The 19,737-nt window shown below is 66.1% G+C and carries 12 protein-coding genes and 1 tRNA gene; 3 read left to right on the forward strand and 10 right to left on the reverse strand.

Annotation, left to right across the window (positions count from 1 at the left end):
• Window positions 1–456 precede the first annotated feature (456 nt).
• From BCR55_RS18150 to BCR55_RS18160, 3 genes are read right to left on the reverse strand one after another with little or no spacing between them, the layout of a single operon-like run.
• On the reverse strand, window positions 457–1,917 hold the full coding sequence (locus BCR55_RS18150) for an efflux transporter outer membrane subunit (protein ID WP_065495286.1): 1,461 nt from the start codon (window positions 1,915–1,917) through the stop codon (window positions 457–459).
• A complete protein-coding gene (locus BCR55_RS18155; protein WP_065495288.1) occupies window positions 1,914–5,108 on the reverse strand; it encodes an efflux RND transporter permease subunit in 3,195 nt (1,064 codons plus the stop codon). Before BCR55_RS18155 ends, BCR55_RS18150 begins: the two co-directional genes overlap by 4 nt.
• 9 nt (window positions 5,109–5,117) lie before the next feature.
• The gene (locus tag BCR55_RS18160) at window positions 5,118–6,245 is read right to left on the reverse strand and encodes an efflux RND transporter periplasmic adaptor subunit (protein ID WP_175403831.1); all 1,128 of its coding nucleotides are present in this window, start codon (window positions 6,243–6,245) and stop codon (window positions 5,118–5,120) included.
• Window positions 6,246–6,523: 278 nt separating this feature from the next.
• Between BCR55_RS18160 and BCR55_RS18165 the strand changes: the two genes are divergently transcribed.
• Complete coding sequence (locus BCR55_RS18165; RefSeq protein WP_039218974.1) at window positions 6,524–7,243, forward strand: response regulator transcription factor; 720 nt, start codon at window positions 6,524–6,526, stop codon at window positions 7,241–7,243.
• Window positions 7,243–8,580: an ATP-binding protein gene (locus tag BCR55_RS18170; RefSeq protein WP_065495293.1), complete on the forward strand. Its 1,338-nt coding sequence runs from the start codon at window positions 7,243–7,245 to the stop codon at window positions 8,578–8,580. The genes BCR55_RS18165 and BCR55_RS18170 overlap by 1 nt, the downstream gene beginning before the upstream one ends.
• A gap of 518 nt (window positions 8,581–9,098) precedes the next feature.
• On the opposite strand, the gene BCR55_RS18175 is transcribed toward BCR55_RS18170, so the two are convergent.
• From BCR55_RS18175 to fdnG, 7 genes are all read right to left on the reverse strand, one after another.
• Window positions 9,099–9,194 (reverse strand) — tRNA-Sec (locus BCR55_RS18175).
• 59 nt (window positions 9,195–9,253) lie between these two features.
• A complete protein-coding gene (selB, locus tag BCR55_RS18180) occupies window positions 9,254–11,179 on the reverse strand; it encodes a selenocysteine-specific translation elongation factor (RefSeq protein ID WP_065495296.1) in 1,926 nt (641 codons plus the stop codon).
• Window positions 11,176–12,615, reverse strand: a complete 1,440-nt coding sequence (selA, locus tag BCR55_RS18185) for an L-seryl-tRNA(Sec) selenium transferase (protein WP_006412055.1) — start codon at window positions 12,613–12,615, stop codon at window positions 11,176–11,178. The genes selB and selA overlap by 4 nt, the downstream gene beginning before the upstream one ends.
• Before the next feature lie 139 nt (window positions 12,616–12,754).
• The gene (gene fdhE / locus BCR55_RS18190; protein ID WP_175403832.1) at window positions 12,755–13,690 is read right to left on the reverse strand and encodes a formate dehydrogenase accessory protein FdhE; all 936 of its coding nucleotides are present in this window, start codon (window positions 13,688–13,690) and stop codon (window positions 12,755–12,757) included.
• A gap of 112 nt (window positions 13,691–13,802) precedes the next feature.
• Complete coding sequence (locus BCR55_RS18195; protein ID WP_065495302.1) at window positions 13,803–14,429, reverse strand: formate dehydrogenase subunit gamma; 627 nt, start codon at window positions 14,427–14,429, stop codon at window positions 13,803–13,805.
• Window positions 14,426–15,340, reverse strand: a complete 915-nt coding sequence (gene fdxH / locus BCR55_RS18200) for a formate dehydrogenase subunit beta (RefSeq protein ID WP_035487845.1) — start codon at window positions 15,338–15,340, stop codon at window positions 14,426–14,428. The genes BCR55_RS18195 and fdxH overlap by 4 nt, the downstream gene beginning before the upstream one ends.
• A 10-nt stretch (window positions 15,341–15,350) precedes the next feature.
• On the reverse strand, window positions 15,351–18,422 hold the full coding sequence (fdnG, locus tag BCR55_RS18205) for a formate dehydrogenase-N subunit alpha (RefSeq protein ID WP_083211834.1): 3,072 nt from the start codon (window positions 18,420–18,422) through the stop codon (window positions 15,351–15,353).
• A 107-nt stretch (window positions 18,423–18,529) separates the two neighbouring features.
• On the opposite strand from fdnG, the gene BCR55_RS18215 reads away from it, so the two are divergent.
• Entirely contained in the window at window positions 18,530–19,540 is a 1,011-nt protein-coding gene (locus BCR55_RS18215; protein WP_065495309.1) for a YihY/virulence factor BrkB family protein, read from the forward strand.
• Window positions 19,541–19,737: the final 197 nt, after the last annotated feature.

Consider the following 19,737-nt stretch of genomic DNA (forward strand, 5'->3'; position numbering starts at 1 on the left):
ACCCCACAAACACTGCGGTCCCGTGTCCGCGCCGTAACGGCGAGCGGCGCTCACCCTATCTCGTGCGATATCGCGCCCGGATCGATCGTCACGATCACATTCGCCACGACACCGCGCACCGGATCAAGCGAGTCCACCAACGTGGTGTGCGCAACAGCCTGCGCCATGCCGGCTCGCGTAGATCGGCCCGTCGCCGGGCCCTTGCTGCGCCCACGCGCCGCTTGACGCGCCAGGCATCGCGGCGGCAACGAGCAATCCGAGAATCCGTTTCTTCATGGTGCTTTTCTCCTGAAATCCAGCACGTCAATACGCATGCCGTCCGCGACCAGACCAAAGCACGTCTCCTTCGGAAGCACGTGCGTTCTTCGTGAATACACGGAATTCGGACACGGACGGTCACCCTCTGCCGCCCCGCTTTCCTGCTGTCGATTGAAGTTCTTCGCTGTGGCGCTTCGCTCAGGATTGCCCGGACGCATGCCGGATCGCGCCTGCTTGCGACACATCGCCGGTCCTTTCCGACCATCCGCCGCCGAGCACCTTGTACAGCGTCACCAGGTTCGACAGCTTCGCCAGTTGATCCGTAACGAGCTGCTGTTGCGCCGTATAGAGCGTCCGTTGCGCGGTCAACAGCGTGAGGAAACTGTCCGTGCCGGCTCGGTAGCGTGCTTGCGCGAGATCGTAGTAGTCCTGCGCCGATCGCACATAGTCGCGATCCGCTTCGATCTGCGTTACATAGGTCTCGCGCCCGGCCAGTGCATTGGCGACTTCCTTGAACGCGGTCTGAATCGTCTTCTCGTAGTCCGCCACGTCGATATCCTTCTCGATCCGTGCAACGTCGAGCGACGCCTTGTTGCTGCCGTAATTGAAGATCGGCATCGTGATCGACGGCGCGAACGTCCACGCGCCGGTGCCGGCCTTGAACAGTTGCGTCAAGCCGGTACTGGCCGTGCCGGCCGTCGCTGTCAGCTCGATCTTCGGGAAGAACGCGGCGCGCGCCGCGCCGATGTTCGCGTTCGCGGCCTTCAGCGTGTGTTCGGCAGCCACGATGTCGGGCCGGCGCGTCAGCAGCTCGGACGGCACGCCGGCGCCGATGTCCGCGAACATGGTATCGCCGTCGAACAGCGACGACCCCGCGTCGAGATCGTCCGGCAGTGCGCAGCCGATCTGCGCCGAGAGTGTATTGCGGTCCTGGGCCACCGCCCGCGTGTACGACGCGACGCTCGCCTTCGCGCTCGCGAGCGACGTCTGCGCCTCGCGCACGTCCTGCAGCGACGCACTACCGATCTTTTGCATCGCGGCGGTCAGGTCGTAGGTGCGCTGGTCGGCTGCCGCCGTATCCGTCGAGATTTTCAGCATCGCCTCGTCGGCGCGCAGTTGCAGATAGTCGGTCGCGACGGTGGCGACCAGCGACAGTTGCGTGCTGACGCGCGACGCATCGGTCGACAGGTAGTTCTCGAGCGCCTGCCGCTTCAGGCTTTGCAGGCGACCGAAGAAGTCGATCTCCCATGAGGTCGTGCCGACCGACACGCTGCTCGACCGCGTGATCGTGCCGTCGCTGCGCGCATTCGACAGCGCTCCGGCCGCGTCGATCGACGGGGCAAGCGCCGCGCGCGTGATGCGGTACTGCGCTTCGTATTCGGCGACCTGAAGCGCGGCAACGCGCAAGTCGCGATTGTTGTCGAGCGCGAGCGCGATCAGCTTCTGCAAGTGCGGGTCGCGATAGAAATCGCGCCAGCCGACCTCGGCCGCCGCCGGCGTCGCGGCCCCGCTGGCGGCCGATGGGGACGACGCAGCCCCGTACGCCGGGCCGCTCGGCCACGTGCCGGCAATCGGCGCGGCCGGGCGTTGATAGACGGGGTCGAGCGAGCACGCGGCGAGTGCAGCAACGCAAACGAGCGCCAGGAGTTTCAGTTTCATGCTTGTTCCTCGTCGTGCCGCACGTCATCGTGGCCGTGCTCGTTGAACAGCCTGCGCACGACGATGAAAAACACCGGCACGAAAAATATCGCGAGCGCGGTCGCGGCGATCATCCCGCCGGCAACGCCCGTCCCGATCGCATGCCGGGCGGCCGAGCCGGCGCCGGTGCTGATCACGAGCGGCAGCACGCCGAACACGAACGCGAGCGACGTCATCAGGATCGGCCGCAGTCTCAGGTGCGCGGCCTCGAGCGTCGCGTCGAGCAGCCCGCGCCCCTGCGCCTGCAGGTCCTTCGCGAATTCGACGATCAGGATCGCGTTCTTTGTCGACAGGCCGATCGTCGTCAACAGGCCGACCTTGAAGTACACGTCGTTCGACAGGCCGCGAAGATGCGCGGCGGCAAGCGCGCCGAGCACGCCGATCGGCACCACGAGGATCACCGCAAGCGGCACCGACCAGCTTTCATATAGCCCGGCCAGGCACAGGAACACGACGATCAGCGAGATCGCGTAAAGGTAGGTCGCCTGTGAGCCTGCCAGAACCTCCTGATACGACTGGCCCGTCCATTCGATGCCAAAGCCGCTCGGCAACTGCTGCGCAATCTTCTCGACCGCCTTCATCGCCTGGCCGGTACTGACGCCGGGCGATGTCTGCGCGCTCATTTCCATCGCGAGTTCGCGGTTGTAGCGCTCGATCTGGGGCGGCCCGAAGGTCCAGCGCGTGCTGGAGAACGCGGAGAACGGCACCATCTGTCCGTCGTAGGACGTCGTCGTCGACGAAGACGACGTGCTCGACGACGAACCGGAGGACGAGGAAGACGACGATGAATCGGCGCGCACATACCACTGGCCGATGTCCGACGGCATCATCCGGTAAGGCGCGTCGGCCTGTACGTATACTTTCTGGATCCGGCCGGTATCGATGTAGTTGTTCACGTACGCCGAGCCGAACGCTGTCGACAGCGTCGTGTCGATATCCGAGATCGACAGCCCGAGCGCACTGGCCTTTTCGCGATCGATGTCGACATACAGTTGCGGCGTGTCCTCGAGGCCTGCCGGGCGCGTCATCGCAAGCAACGGATCCTTCGCGGCCAGCGCCATGAAGCGGTTGCGTGCGCTCAGCAGCTTGTCGTGCCCCTGGCCCGATCGGTCCTCGATCTCGAAGTCGAGGCCGCTTTGCGTGCCGAGGCCCTGAATCGCGGGCTGGTTCATCACGAAGACCTGCGCATCGCGACGCTTCGCGAACGCGGCGTTCGCGCGATTGATCACCGCTTGAGCACTGTCGTTCGAGCCGCGCTGGCCCCAGTCCTTGAGCTGCACGAACGCGAGCGCGTTGTTCTGCCCCTGGCCGTTGAAGCTGAACCCGTTGACGGTCATGACGTGCGCGACGGCCGGCTGCTTCAGGAAATACCGCTCGACCGCCTGAACCGTCTTCAGCGTGCTCGACGCCGGCGTGCCGACCGGCGCGGACACGGACACCATGATCGAGCCCTGGTCCTCTTCCGGTAGATACGACGATGGCAGCGTCACAAACAGCAGCGCAACGATTCCGGTGATCAGCGCATAGGCGACCATCCAGCGCAGAGGTTTCGCGACGACGCGTGCGAGCATCGCGCTGTATCCGGTGTTGCTTTTCTCGAACATCCGGTTGAATGCGCCGAGAAACCCGCGGCGCGCGTGCGACTGGGCCGACGCGGGCGTGAGCAGCGTTGCGCACAGCGCGGGCGTCAATGTCAACGCGAGCAACACGGACAACACCATCGCGGAGACGATCGTCACCGAGAACTGCCGGTAGATCGCGCCCGTCGATCCCGAGAAGAACGCCATCGGGATGAACACGGCCGTCAGCACGGTCGTCACGCCGACGAGTGCCCCGGTGATCTGCCCCATCGCCTTTTTCGTTGCCGCCTTCGGCCCGAGCTTCTCGTCGGCCATGATCCGCTCGACGTTCTCGACGACGACGATCGCATCGTCGACCAGCAGCCCGATCGCGAGCACCATCGCAAACATCGACAGCACGTTGATCGAGAATCCGATCGCCGACATCACGCCGAGCGTGCCGAGCAGCGCGACAGGCACAACGATGGTCGGGATCAGCGTCGCCCGCAGGTTCTGCAGGAACAGGTACATCACGAGGAACACCAGGATCACGGCCTCGAAGAGCGTCTTCACGACTTCCTCGATCGAGATCTTCACGAACGGCGTCGAATCGTACGGGTAGCTGATCGCGACGTCCTTCGGCAGCTGCGGCTGCAGCTCGGCGAGCTTCGCGCGCACCTTCTTTGCCGTCGACATCGCGTTCGCGCCGGTCGACAGCTTGATCGCGAGCGCGGCGGCCGGCTTGCCGTCGATTCGCGACGACGTGTCGTACGAATCGCCGCCGACCTCGACGCGTGCGACATCCTTCAGCAGCACCTTCGAGCCGTCCGCATTGACGCGCAGCAGGATCTTGCCGAACTGCTCGGGCGTGGTCAGCAGGCTCGATGACGCGATGGTCGCATTGATAGCCTGCGAGTCGGTCGCGGGTGCCCCGCCCAACTCGCCCACCGACAACTGGACGTTTTGATTGGTGATGGCGGTCGTCACGTCGGATGCGGTGAGTCCGACGCTCTTCAGCCTGACCGGGTTCAGCCAGATCCGCATCGCGTGCTGGGCGCCGAACAGCGTGACGTCACCCACGCCGGTGAGCTGCGTGAGCGGATCCTCGATCTGCGTCGCGATCACGTTGCCGAGATCGATCGAGTTCAGCGCGCCGCCGGGCGACGACAACGCGACGATCATCAGGAAGTTGCTGGAAGCCTTCGCGACCTGAACGCCCTGCTCCTGAACCGTTTCGGGTAGCGACGCGGACGCTTGCGTCACCTTGTTCTGCACCTGCACCTGCGCGATATCGGCGTTGGTGCCGGGCGCGAACGTGAGGTTGATCGTCGCCTGTCCCGCGTTGCTGCTCGTCGACGACATGTACAGCAGGTTGTCGATGCCGGACAGCTTCTGCTCGATCACCTGAGTAACGGTCTTGGCGACCGTGTCGGCCGATGCGCCCGGATAGGTCGCAGTCACGCGTACCGACGGCGGCGCGATGGTCGGGTACTGCTCGACCGGCAGCGTCGTAGTCGCGGCGCCGCCGATCAGCATGATCACGATCGCGATCACCCATGCGAGGATCGGGCGCTGTATGAAAAATCCGGCCATGCGCCCTCCTCAGGACTTCGCCGCCGATGCATCGGCCGCCACATGTACCGCCGTGCCGGCCTGCACCTTCTGCAAGCCATCGACGATCACGCGATCGCCTGCCTTCAATCCGCTCGAGACGATCCACTGGTCGTCATACGCGGTGTCGGCGCGCACGGCTACCTGCTTCGCGTGGCCGGTCGCATCGACGACCCACACGCTCGCGCTGCCGTCCGACGCGCGCGTGACGGCAAGCTGCGGCACCAGAAGCGCGTTCGCATCGACGCCTTCGTCGAGCTGCGCGCGCACGAACATCCCCGGCAGCAGTTCGCCGTCGGGGTTCGGGAAGATGATCCGCAGCGTGACGGACCCGGTCGTCTGGTCGACGGTGATGCCGGAGAACTGCAGCACGCCGTCATGCGGATACGGCGTACCGTCTTCCATCGTGAGCCGCACGACGGCGCCGTCGCCGGCGTGCTGGAGGCGTCCAGATGCATAGGCCTGGCGCAGCCGGAGCCATTCGGCGCTCGAGCGCGTGACATCGAGATACATGCGGTCGTACGCCTGAATGGTCGCGAGCGCGGTGGTCTGGTCCGCCGTCACCAGCGCACCTTCAGTGACTGATGATGCACCGATGCGCCCGGAGATCGGCGCGGTGATCCGCGTGTAGCCGAGATTGACGCGCGCCGATTCGAGCGAGGCACGATCGGCCAGCACGTCGGCCTCGTCCTCACGCACTGCCGCCACCGCGTCGTCGTTGTCCTGTGCGCTGACCGCGCCGATCTTCGCGAGCTGCGCGTAGCGCGCGGCCTTCGTCTTCGCCGACGCGAGCGTCGCTTCGGCCTTTGCAAGCGTGCCGCGCGCCTGATCATAGGCGGCCTGATAAGAGGCCGGATCGATCTGGTACAGAACCTGTCCGGCCTTGACGTCCGCACCTTCGGTAAAGAGCCGCTTGCGGACGATGCCGCCGATCTGCGGACGCACGTCGGATACCATCAGCGCCGACAGGCGGCCCGACAGCACCGTGCGCTCGTTGATCCGCTGCGGCGCGAGTGTCAGTACGCCGACCTCGATGGGCGCCGCGGCGGTGCCCGAGCCTCCGGCGTCACCACGATCGCCGCAGCCCGCGAGCGCGAGAGCGGCGGACAGCACCAGCATGACCGGCCAGCGCGTCGCACGCGCCGGCGATGCCGGCCCGGATAACGCCGGCAAACCCGACCGGCAACACTCCAATTGCTTGTTCATGTGTACGACCATCACCCTTCTTCGATGTCGTGCACGATACGCCAAAGATGACGTAACTTATTGATTCCTATACGAATTGACATATTGTGTCGTGATTGACACAGACCGATCGCGCGCACCGGAGTACATTTGTCGGCGAAGCCACTGCGGCCACGCGCCGCCTATGACAGCACGCAACAACGGGGACTCCATTGACCGGCAATTCCATCCTGATCGTCGAAGACGACGCAGACATCAGCGTTCCGCTGGCCGCCTTTCTGTCCGGCAAGGGCTACGTCACGCAGGTCGCGGACAGCGTCGAAGCCGCCGACGCACTGCTCGCGACGAACGACGTCGACCTGGTCCTGCTCGACGTGATGCTGCCGGGCAAGGACGGCCTCGACCTCTGCCGTCGCCTGCATGCGAAGGGAGGGCCGCGCATCATCATGCTGACGGCGCTCGACGATCCGACGGACAAGGTGGTCGGCCTCGAACTGGGTGCGGACGACTACGTGCCCAAGCCGTTCGATCCACGCGAGTTGCTGGCGCGCATCCGTGCCGTGTTGCGCCGCCCTGTCGCGTCGGAGGGCGAAGTGGGCAAGCCGGTCACCGAACTGGTCCTGCAGTTTTCCGGCTTCACGTTCTATCCGTACCGGCGTTTCGTGCGCTCGCCTGCAGGCCTGCGCGTGCCGCTGACCGGCGCGGAAACCGACCTGCTGCTTGTGCTTTGCCAGAACGTTCGCAAGGTTCTTTCGCGTGAAGAGCTCATCAATCTGACGCGCGGAACCAACTTTCCGATTTCGGGGCGGTCGATCGACCTGCTCGTGAGTCGATTGCGTCGCAAGCTCGTCGGCAACGACCCGCTCGAGGAAACGATCCGGACGGTACGAACCGACGGCTATGCGTTTCAGCCCGACGTGGTGTTCGTCTGATGCGCCGCGTCTTTTCCACCACACTCGGGCAGATTCTGCTGATCCTGGCGTGCTCGTCGAGCGCCACGGCCCTGCTCTTCATCGTCCTGCTCTCGCACCATACCCCGCCCGCTCCGCCGTGGCCTTGGCAGAGCGCGTATCGCATTGCCAGTGCCGTCGAAAGTCTCCGCGCGATTCCCGACGCCGAGCGCAGCGCCGTGATCGCGACGATGCAGCAGCCGGGGCTGTCGTTGCGGCTCGCGCAGGCGGCGTCCACCTGTTCCATGCAAACGCCGGACACGCGCGACCTCGAATCCGTGCTGAAAACGGAACTGACGGGCGCGGTGGATATCTCCGTACGCGCTTGCGCGGCCGAGCATTCCGGGGATGCGGCGATCCAGGTACGTGTGCCGCTTGGCAGTCAGACGGTCGAATTTCAGACCGTCCGTAACGCAGTCGACCCGCCGCGGTATTCCTTTCCGTTCTATGGCGCGTTGATTTTCATGTGCGTAGGGGTGGCCGCGATGTCGGCCTGGGCCATTTCGCGCGTGATTCGTCCGTTGCGACGGTTGTCCGAACACGCCGACGCGTTCGGCAGGCAGATGTCGGTGTCGCCGATCGCGGAAGAAGGCCCGCTCGAAATCCGGCTCGCTGCACACGCATTCAACCTGATGCAGGAGCGCATCACGCTGTCGATGCAGAACCGTACGCGCATGCTGGCAGCGATCAGCCACGACTTGCGTACGCCGCTGACGCGTATGCGGCTACAACTGGAAATGGAACAGAGCGAATACGTGCGCGACAAGCTGATACGGAACATCGAGCTGATGCAATCGATGGTCACGTCCGCGCTCGCGTTCCTCAGCAGCGGCGTGGATCTCGAAGAAAAGGAATGGCTCGACCTCGGCGCGCTGATCTCCACGGTGTGCGACGAATACGAGGAGGCCGGCTCGGCGGTGCGCTATGTCGGCCCGGAGCAGATTCGCTTCTTCTGCCGCCCGGATGCGATGCGCCGCGCGCTGACGAACCTCATCGAGAATGCGTTGCACTTCGGCAGCGGCGTCGCGGTGATCGCCTCGGTAGACGGCCAGAGCGTGCGCATCGACGTCGTCGACGACGGGCCCGGCATTCCCGAAGATCGACTACAGGACGTGATCGAGCCTTTCGTGCGTATCGATCCCGCACGCGGTGACCGCCCGGGAAGCGTCGGGCTCGGTCTGTCGATCGTTCGGGAAATTATTCATGCTCACGGCGGAACGTTCATGCTCGTCAACCGAAAACCAACTGGTCTGATCGCGCGAATAGTGCTCCGCTCCGCGCAACTGGAAGAGGCCGGCCGGCTAACCCTCGGCAGTTGAACCGATGTTGCGCAGTGCAAAGTACGGGAATCGCGCGGCGATAGCATCAGAGGCGCTTGGATAACCACCGAACGCAGCTAGGCCTATTGCCATCGCGCCAGGAAACCGACTACAAATGTCTCCCGCAATGCGCCGCCGGGTTGCCCCCCCTCTCCCCGCTCACCGCGTACCCTTCATCCCATCCATACTTCGCAGTGACATGTCCGGACCTGCCCCGGGCGGGCCACGTCACCGGCCCGAATTCCTCCAACCCGTTCAATCTCTTGTCGTCCTGCCGACTCTGCCTCTTGATAACCGGGACATAGTTCCAGCCATAGCGCCGATCGGCAATTTTTGCCCATTCTTTTTCAGTGGTTGAGCATGTACTGCAATTCCGTTGCGTTCGCGGCTCGAGCTGACAAGGGAGTCGATCTGCAGATCGGTAACGTACTTGCCGAGAGCGGTTTCACTCTATTGCTTAAAATCAGCGATCTAGAGGACATCAACGGAAGAGATCGGAATAGCCCGAACGGCCCTTATGGCGGAAGGCAGCCAGAGTCGAACTGACCCGGGAGTGTCTGACACCCCCAACCGGGTTTGAAGCCCGGCCGTACCACCGGATACGAATGCCTTCCGCGGAGAAAAGAAAAGAACCCGCGCAACCCACCGGCGCGACGCACCGGCCGACCGCCGCCTATGCGTGACTACCGGCCCACCCGCTGTCCGTACGCAGGAAGTGAAGATCGCGGTGGAAGCGAGTATACCCAACGCGATCGAAGAACTCGAGAATCTGGATCGCACGCTTGCGGCCGAGCCCCGTCGCGTCGCGAAACGTCGCCGCATCGACGGCGCCGCCGCACGAATCCACGAGATGTGCAACGAGCCGCGCGAGCTCGCGCAGCACATCCGCGTGATAGAACAGATCGCGCACGACCTGATGCACGTCGCCGCGCCGCGCGAGCTTGCGCAACAGCGTGCGCACGTTGTCCTCGGCCACACCGGTATCGCGCGCCATGTCGCGCACCCACGGCGGATCGAAACGGCCCGCATGCAGCAGCGGCAACAACTGCTGCGCCAGCACTTCGTCGCGCGTGTCGAGATTGACCGTATGCGACGGTAGATGCAGCCACGGCCCGCTACGCGCGAGCTCGCCACCGTCGACGAGCGCATCGACGAGCGCGCGCCACAGCGTATCGCCGGCAAGCGGCACGGCCATCCGTCGCAGCCGCCCCGCATCGAGGCCCTGCTCGTCCGGCATGCGTTCGTGATATGTGCGCAGCGTGTCGATCGCACGCGCCTGCAGCGCGCGCCAGTGCGCGCGCGAGATCACCGTGCCGTCGTTCGACGCGCGGTCGCGCTGGCCGACCGACAGCGCGTCGTCGGGCAGCGGCAGCACGTCCGGCGCAAAACCGGTCAGATGCGTGAGCGTCGCGCGCGCGATGCCGAGCGGCGCCTGCGCCAGCAGCGGCTCGAGCCGCCGCGCGTCGAGCCACGCGGCGAGCGCATCGAGCCACGCAAGGCGCGCCGGCGTGCGACGCTTGCGCGCGGGCCCGAACGGATCGAGCACGCGGCCGCCGCCGACGGTACGTGTGGCCTGCGCATTACGCACGATGAAGCGGTCGCCCGGCAGCGCGAACACCGGCTCGTCGAACACGAGCTGCACACGCATGCGCTGGCCGGCGGCCAGCGTGTCGCCGTCGAGCAGCGCGACGTGCGCCACACGATGCAGCGTGCCGAGATGCACGTGCAGCGGCGACCAGTGCGTGAGCGTCAGGCCGGCATCGTCGACGAGCGTCAGTTCGACGTCGACGCGCGGCGACGTCGCAGCCAGCCGCGCGTCCGCGACGGTATCGCCGCGTTCGATGTCGGCCTTGTCGATGCCGGCGAGATTCAGCGCGCAGCGCTCGCCCGCGCAACCGGCGTCGACCGGCCGGTTCTGCGCGTGGATGCTGCGCACGCGCACATCGCGCGCAGTGCGCGTGACTGCGAGCGTGTCGCCGGTCTTCACGCGGCCCGCGAAGGCCGTGCCCGTCACGACGGTGCCCTGCCCGGCCAGCGTAAACACGCGGTCGACAGCAAGCCTGAACAGCCCGTCGTCGCGGCGTGCGCGCCAGGCAAGCGCGGCGTCCGCGAGGTGCCGCTTCAGCGCGGCGACGCCCGGATCGTCGGCGACGGTCGCACGCGTCTCGAAGATCGGCGCACCGGCCAGCGTCGAATCGCGCAGCCAGCCGTCGATCTCGTCGCGCACCTGCGCGATGCGTGCGGCTTCGACGCGATCGCACTTCGTCAGCGCGACCGCGCCATGCGCGACGCCGAGCAACTGCAGAATGGCGACGTGTTCGCGCGTCTGCGGCATCACGCCGTCGTCGGCGGCAATCACGAGCAACGCGAAATCGATTCCGCACGCGCCGGCGGCCATCGTATGAATCAGCTTCTCGTGGCCCGGCACGTCGATCAGGCCGAGCACGTCGCCGTTCTCGAGCGGCGTATACGCATAGCCGAGCTCGATCGAAATGCCGCGTGCCTTCTCTTCCTTCAGACGATCGGTGTCGACGCCGGTGAGCGCGCGCACGAGCGTCGTCTTGCCGTGGTCGATGTGTCCTGCGGTGCCGACGATCATGCAGCGGGCTCCGCAATTCGCGCGCATTGCGCGACGAACGCCGCTTCGTCCGCGGCTTCGAGGCAGCGCAGATCGAGCCGCAGCGCGTTGTCGGCGACGCGGCCGATCACCGGGCGCGGCCATTCGCGCAACCGCTTCTCGAGCTGCGCGAGCGCGCGACCGCTGCGCTTGCCGTCTGCCGTGCGCACGACGAGCCCGGCGCTCGGCAACTGATCGACGGGCAGCGCGCCGCTGCCGATCTGGCTGAACATCGGCTCCACGTCGACCGCGTAGCCGGCGCCGAGCGCGGCCTGCAAGGCCGGGCGCACGCGCTCGGCCGCGTCGGCGATGTCGCGCTGCGCGCGCGTGAGCAACCGCAGCGTCGTCAGCCGTTCCTGCAGAAACTCGGGCGCCTGATAAAGCCGCAGCACGGGTTCGAGCGCGGCCAAGGTCAGCTTGCCGACGCGCAGCGCGCGCTTGAGCGGATGCTTGCGGAGTTTGTCGATCAGCGCACGATCGCCGACGATCAGGCCGGCCTGCGGGCCACCGAGCAGCTTGTCGCCGCTGAACGTGACGAGATTCGCGCCGGCCGCGACGGTTTCCTGCACGGTCGTCTCGTGCGGCAGCCCCCACTGCGCGAGATCGGCGAGCATGCCGCTGCCGAGATCGACCGCGACGGGCAGCCCGTGTGCGCGCGCGAGCGGCGCCAGTTCGGCGAGCGTGGTTTCCTTCGTGAAGCCGGTGACCGCGTAGTTGCTGCAATGCACCTTCATCAGCAGCGCGGTGCGCGGCCCGATCGCGCCCGCATAGTCGTGCAGATGCGTGCGGTTCGTCGTACCGACTTCGCGCAGCTTCGCGCCGGCGCGGCTCATGATGTCCGGAATGCGGAACGCGCCGCCGATCTCGACGAGCTCGCCGCGCGACACGACGACTTCGCGCTTCGGCGCGAGCGCCGCGAGCGTCAGCAGCACGGCGGCCGCATTGTTGTTGACGACGGTGGCCGCCTCCGCGCCGGTCAGCTCGCGCAGCAGCGCGTCGACGATGTCGTCGCGATCGCCGCGGCGCCCGCTCGCGAGATCGAACTCGAGCGTCACGGGCTGCGTCAGCGCTTCGACCACCGCGCGCACCGCTTCGTCCGGCAGCAGCGCGCGCCCGAGGTTCGTGTGCAGCACGGTGCCGGTCAGGTTGAACACGGTGCGCAACGCATGCGCGCTCTGTGCGGCGAGCGTCTGCGCGACGGCCGCCGCAATGCGCGCCTCGTCGAGCGGTTCGACGGCGGCCGGATCGCGCTGGGCGGCGCTGCGCCAACGTTCGAGCTCGGCACGTACCGCGTTCAGCACGCGCGTGCGGCCGTAGTCGGCGAGCAGCGGCTGCAGCGGCGCAGACGACAGCACGCGCTCGACCGACGGCACGCGCGCGAGCACCGCATTCAATTCGTTCAGACCGGAATCGGACACGTGACGGAGCTTCCTTGTCGATAAAGAGGCGCGCATCGGCGCACGCGCGAATCGGCCGCGCATGCGCGAACGCGCGCCGGGGCCCGGCGCTTCGCGACGGACGACCGCAGCGCAGACACCGCGCCGTGCTGCCGGCCGATCAATCGGCCTCCCGGGACAGATCGGGCCACAGCAGCGGATTGGGCGAACTGCGGCGATAGCCGGCGTCGCTCATCAGCAGGTCAAGCGTGAGGCTCGCGAGATCGTCGGCCAGCGGTTCGAACTCGTAGTCCTTTTCCTGATAGCCGATTTTCCGATAGGTCTTGCACTCGTCGCACGACTCGGCCTTCAGCGCGTCGCTGCCGCCTTCGACGCCGTGATACGCGATGCCCTTCGTCGAATCGCAGTTCGAGCATTTGGTGCGCACCATGTGCCACTCGGTCGCGCACAGTCCGCACTGCAGGAAACGGTAGCCCTGGACCTGTCCGCCTACGCGGATCACGCTCGCGACGGGGTGCGTGCCGCACACCGGACACAGCCCCGGCTGGTCGAGATACGGCACGTCGGCGGCCGCGACGCGGCTCGCGACGTCGGTCCACACGACCTGCAGCGCCGCCATCAGGAACGGTGCGGTGGCCGGATCGACTTCCGCGAAGCGCAGCGCGAGCACCGCGTCGGCTTGCGCATCGAGTTCCGCCGGCGACATCAGCCGCAGCCGGTCGAGCAGCTTCGCGAGCGACGGGTTCACGAGCCCCGCGCCCTCGACGCGGTCGAGCAGTTCGTACAGCACCGCGCGCCATCGCGGATCGCGCTCGACACCGAGCGCCGGCACGATCGGCATCGAATGCTGCTGCGCGCGCGCGATCGCGTCGGACGTCGGCAGCGGCGCGTGCTGCGATTGCAGCATCGCGTGTTGCGCGTCGGCGACCGTCGCCATCAGGCGCAGATAGCCGGCGATCGGGTTCAGATCGGCGAGCTTGCGCAGCCGCGTCGCGCGCGCGGAAAACACGGCGTTGCGCTCCGGCAGCCGGAAACGCGGGATCGCGGAATGATCGAGGGCCGAGATCTCGGTCGGTTCGAGAATACGTTGTGTCACGAAAGTGTCTTCCAAAAAAACAAGCGCCGACGCATCGGCGCTTTCGGGCGATTCCGGCCGCTGACGGAGCGGCGCTGCCGAAACGACCGGCGCACCACCCCGTTCCCCAGCGCTACTTCACGCTTTCACGGAACCATTTCGGGTGGTGCTTGCGCGCCCAGCCCAGCGTGACGGTGCCGCGCACCATCGCGCCGATCGAGCCCTTCACCCACAGTGCCGCACAAATGTGCACGATGATGCTCGCGATCAGCACGAACGCCGCCACCGCATGCACGACGGCCGCCGCACGGATCACCCCGATCGGGAAGTAGAACGAGAAGTAGCGCCGCCAGATCACGATCCCGGACAGCAGGAGCAGCAGCAGGCACGCCACCAGCGTGAAGAATAGCAGCTTCTGGCCGGCGTTATAGCGGCCGACGGGCGGCAGCCGGTCCTCGCGGTTCGCGACGACGTCGTCGATCTGCCGGATCCATTGCCGGTCGTCCGCGTCGAGCAGATTGTGGTGCCAGAACCGCACGACGAGCAGCGCGAACGACACGAACATCACGAGGCCGACGAACGGATGCAGGATCCGCGTCCATTGGCCGCCACCGAACAGCGCGGTCAGCCAGAACATCGACGGATGAAACAGCGCGAGCCCGGACAGCGCGAGCAGCACGAACGTGATCGCGGTGATCCAGTGATTCGTGCGCTCGTTCGCCGTATAGCGGACGATCAGGTTCGGGTCGTCGTGCTTCATTTCGCGTCCTCCTTGATGCGTCGCGCCTCGTCGCGGGCGGCGGCTTCCTCTTCGTCGGTCACCTCGTTCGGGCCGACGCGCACGTAGTGGAAGAAGCCGGCCAGCGCGGTCAGCGCGAGGCCCGCGACCGCCAGCGGCTTCGCGATGCCCTTCCACAGCCGCACCATCGGGCTGATCGACGGATTGTCGGGCAGCCCGTGATACAGCGACGGTTTGTCCGCATGGTGCAGCACGTACATCACGTGCGTGCCCCCGACGCCCTGCGGGTCGTACAGCCCCGCATGCTCGAAGCCGCGCTCCTTCAGGTCCTCGATCCGCTCGGCCGCGTGCTGCTTCATGTCCTCCTTCGTGCCGAACACGATCGCGCCGGTCGGGCAGGTCTTCACGCAGGCCGGCTCCTGGCCGACGGCGACGCGGTCCGAACAGAGCGTGCACTTGTAGGCGCGATGATCCTTCTTCGAGATCCGCGGCACGTTGAACGGGCAGCCGGTCACGCAGTAGCCGCAGCCGATGCAGTTCTCCTCGTGGAAATCGACGATCCCGTTGTTGTACTGCACGATCGCGCCCGGCGACGGGCACGCCTTCAGACAGCCCGGATCCTCGCAGTGCATGCAGCCGTCCTTGCGGATCAGCCATTCGAGGTCGCCGTGCGGGTTCTCGTATTCGGAGAACCGCATGACCGTCCACGAATGCTCGGTGAGGTCGGCCGGATTGTCGTACACGCCGACGTTGGTGCCGATTTCGTCGCGCAGGTCGTTCCACTCCATGCATGCCGTCTGGCATGCCTTGCAGCCGATGCACTTCGATACGTCGATCAGTTTCGCGACGCTTCCGGTCACCGGTTCGCGCGCCGTGGGCGGCGGCGTCGTGGTGGCCGATACGCGCTTGATGTCCAGCGATTGCAATGCCATCTCGTCCCCCTTACGCCTTTTCGACCTTCACCAGAAACGACTTGAATTCCGGTGTGTACGAGTTGCCGTCACCCACGGACGGAGTCAGCGTATTGGCGAGATAGCCGGGCTTCGCCAGCCCCTTGAAGCCCCAGTGCAGCGGCACGCCGACCGTCTGGACCTTCTTGCCGTCGACGGTCAGCGGCTTGATCCGCTTCGTGACGAGCGCCACCGCGACGATGTAGCCGCGCTTGGACGACACCTTCACGCGATCGCCGTGCGCGACGCCGACTTCCTTCGCGAGGTCTTCGCCGATCTCGACGAATTGCTCGGGCTGGATGATCGAATTCAGCCGCGCGTGCTTGGTCCAGTAGTGGAAATGCTCGGTCAGCCGGTAGGTCGTCGCGACGTACGGGAAATCCGCCACCTTGCCGAACGAAGCGCGATCGTCCGCGAACACGCGGGCGGCCGGGTTGTTCAGCGCCTGCGGGTTGTCCGGATGCAGCGGATTCGCGGACAGCGGCGTCTCGAACGGCTCGTAGTGCTCGGGGAACGGGCCTTCGTTCATCTGCGCGCGCGCGAAGAAGCGCGCCACGCCTTCCGGGTTCATGATGAACGGCCCCATCCCGTTTTCGGGCGGCTCGTCGGCCTTGAAATCGGGCACGTCCGCGCCGGTCCATGCCGTGCCGTTCCACGCGACGAGCTTGCGGGTCGGATCGAACGGCTTGCCGGCCAGGTCGGCCGACGCGCGGTTGTACAGGATCCGCCGGTTCGCGGGCCATGCCCAGGCCCAGTTCAGCGTCTGGCCGATGCCGGTCGGATCCGAGTTGTCGCGCCGCGCCATCTGGTTGCCGGCCTGCGTCCACGCGCCGCAGAAGATCCAGCAGCCGCTCGCGGTCGTTCCGTCGTCCTTCAGCTGTGCGAACGCGGCAAGCTGCTCGCCCTTCTTCACGAGCACCTTCGACGGATCCTTCGGATCGGGTAGATCGGCGAGCGCGCGGCCGTTGAACTCCTTCGCGAGCTCTTCGGGCGTCGGGCTTTCCGGATCCGCGTACGGCCACGAGAGGTTCACGATCGGATCCGGATACTTGCCGCCGTCGGTGCGGTACATCTGGCGCAGCCGCACGAACAGCCCGGCCATGATCTCGAGATCGCTACGCGCCTCGCCCGGCGGCTCGGCGCCCTTCCAGTGCCACTGCAGCACGCGGCTCGAACTGACGAGCGAGCCGTTCTCCTCCGCGAAGCAGGTGGTCGGCAGCCGGAACACCTCGGTCTGGATCTTCGACGGATCGACGTCGTTGTAGTCGCCGTGCGGCTTCCAGAACTCCGACGTTTCGGTCGCGAGCGGATCCATGATGACGAGCCACTTCAGCTTCGCGAGCGCCTGCGCGGTCTTCACCTTCGCGGGCGCCGCCGCGAGCGGATTGAAGCCCTGGCAGATGTAGCCGTTCATCTTGCCGGCGTGCATCAGCTCGATCGTCTGCAGCAGGTCGTACTGCTTGTCGAGCTTCGGCAGGTAGTCGTACGCCCAGTTGTTCTCGGCGGTCGCCGCGTCGCCCCACCACGCCTTCATGAAGCTGACGTGGAACGCCTTGTAGTTCTTCCAGTAGCTGAGCTGGTTCGGGCGCAGCGGCTTTTGCGCGCGCTTGTCGATATACGCGTTGAAATCCTGCTCGCCCTGCATCGGCAGCGTCATGTAGCCGGGCAGCAGGTTCGACATCAGCCCGAGGTCGGTCAGCCCCTGGATGTTCGAGTGCCCGCGCAGCGCGTTCATCCCGCCACCGGCGATGCCGATGTTGCCGAGCAGCAGCTGCACCATCGCGCCGGTGCGGATGATCTGCGCGCCGATCGAGTGATGGGTCCAGCCGAGCGCGTACAGCACGGTCGCCGCGCGGCCGGGCACGGCCGTCGTCGCCAGCATCTCGCACACCTTCAGGAACTTCTCCTTCGGCGTGCCGCAGACCTGTTCGACCACTTCCGCCGTATAGCGCGCGTAGTGCTGCTTCAGCAGGTTGTAGACGCAACGCGGATGCTGCAGCGTCGGGTCGACCTTCACGAACCCGTCGTCGCCGCGCTCGTAATCCCAGCTCGACTTGTCCGGATACGCGTGCTTGTCCGCATCGTAGCCGGAATAGAGACCGTCGTTGAACGCGAAGTCCTCGCGCACGATGAACGTGAAGTCCGTGTAGTGCTTCACGTACTCATGCTGGATCTTGTCGTTCGTCAGCAAATAGTTGATCACGCCGCCCAGGAACGCGATGTCGGTCCCGGTACGGATCGGCGCGTAGTAGTCGGCCACCGAGGCCGTACGCGTAAAGCGCGGGTCGACGACGATCAGCCGCGCCTTGCGGTGCGCCTTCGCTTCCGTCACCCATTTGAAACCGCACGGATGGGCCTCGGCTGCATTGCCGCCCATCACGAGAATCAGATCCGCGTTCTTGATGTCGACCCAATGGTTCGTCATCGCTCCACGGCCAAACGTCGGGGCAAGACCTGCCACCGTCGGGCCATGTCAGACACGCGCCTGATTGTCGAATGCGAGCATCCCGAGGCTGCGGACAGCCTTGTGCGTCAGATAGCCGACTTCGTTGCTGCCCGCCGACGCGGCCAGCATGCCGGTCGTGAGCCAGCGGTTGACCTTGGCGCCGTCTTCGGTCGTCTCGACGAAGTTCGCGTCGCGGTCGGCCTTCATCAGCTTCGCGATCCGGTCGAGCGCGTCGCTCCACGAGATGCGCTCCCACTTGTCCGAGCCGGGCGCGCGGTATTCCGGGTGCGTCAGGCGGTTCGGGCTGTGGATGAAGTCGACCAGGCTCGCGCCCTTCGGGCACAGCGTGCCGCGGTTGACCGGGTGATCGGGGTCGCCCTCGATGTGGATGATGCTCGACTGCGCGTTCTTCGCGCCGTCGCCCAGGCCGTACATCAGGATGCCGCAACCGACTGAACAGTAAGGACAGGTGTTGCGCGTTTCGACTGTGCGCGCCAGCTTGTACTGTCGGACTTCGGCAAGCGCTTCGGACGGAGAAAAGCCCATCAGGGCCAGACTCGATCCGGCAAGCGACGTTGCCGTCACCTTCAGGAACTGGCGCCGGGACATGTGTAGCATGGTGGTCTCGGCGTTATTGTGGGGTAGGAAGCTCAAAGCAATTATAGACACTTCGCAAACTTCGCAACTATGTACGGCTCTTCGGATCAATACTTGAATCCCGATCAATGCAATTCCGACGCACCGGCGCGCCGCCGGACGTCAACACGACCATCATGAAACGACCGATCACTTCCGAGGCCACGCGGCTCGCGCAGCGTCAGGCGAACTGGGCACTGACCGCGTTCAAGCGCTTTTCGTCCGACCGCTGCTCGTCGATGGCCGCCGGCATCGCGTTCTTCTCCGCGTTCTCGCTCGCGCCGACGCTCGTGATGGTGATCGCGGTGGCCGGCTGGTTCTACGGCGACGAGGCCGCGCGCGGCCAGGTGTTCGAGCAGGCGCATCAACTGATCGGCGACGACGCGGCGGCCAGCATCCAGACCATCGTGCAGAACGCCCACCGTGCCGGCGAGCGCGGCGGCATCGCGACGCTGATCTCGTTCGCGGCGCTCGCGATCGGCGCGTCGGCGACGTTCGCGTCGCTGAACACGGCGCTGAACGTGATCTGGCCGGCGACCGAAAGCCGCTGGTCGAGCGTGCTCGGGCTCGTACGCGTGCGGCTCGTGTCGTTCGGGCTCGTGCTCGGCGTCGCGTTCCTGCTGATCGTGTCGCTCGTGCTCGACACGGCGATCACGTTCATCGGCACCTGGCTGCTCGGCGATTCGCCTTACGTCGTGGTCACGAACGTGCTGCAGCTCGTCGTCGGCGTCGCGGTGCTCGCGGGCGCGTTCTCCGCGTTGCTGAAATTCCTGCCCGACGCGCACGTCGCATGGCGCGACGCCGCGGTCGGCGGAATTGTGTCGGCGATCCTGTTCTCCGGCGGCAAGAAGCTGTTCGCGCTCTATCTCGCGCGCGCGGGGACCGCCAGTGCGTTCGGTGCGGCGGGCTCGTTCGCGGTGCTGCTGATGTGGCTGTACTTCTCCGCGCTCGTGCTGCTGCTCGGCGCGGAATTCTCGGCTGCGCGCGGCGAGGCATATCGGCGCACGGATGCGACGGCGCGCGATGCAACGGCGCCCGACGCGACCGCGCGCGATGCGCGAGCCGCTCGCGCACCGGGCGAGCGCACGCGCGACGATTGACCGACGCTCCGGCGTAGCGGCCGGCATGCGATTACGCTAGTGACGCGCGGTCGTGCAAGCGCCGCGCTCCTCACGCCGATCTTCCCTTTCCTGCGATGCGTTTTTGTTCAGCCGATAGGCACGTCGCGCTGGCGCGGCACTTGCATGCGCAACGCTGCAATCGCAAACGTTTGCACACCCCGATTTCAGTGCGCGGT

This window comes from Burkholderia sp. CCA53, from assembly GCF_001685525.1.
Lineage (GTDB): Bacteria > Pseudomonadota > Gammaproteobacteria > Burkholderiales > Burkholderiaceae > Burkholderia > Burkholderia multivorans.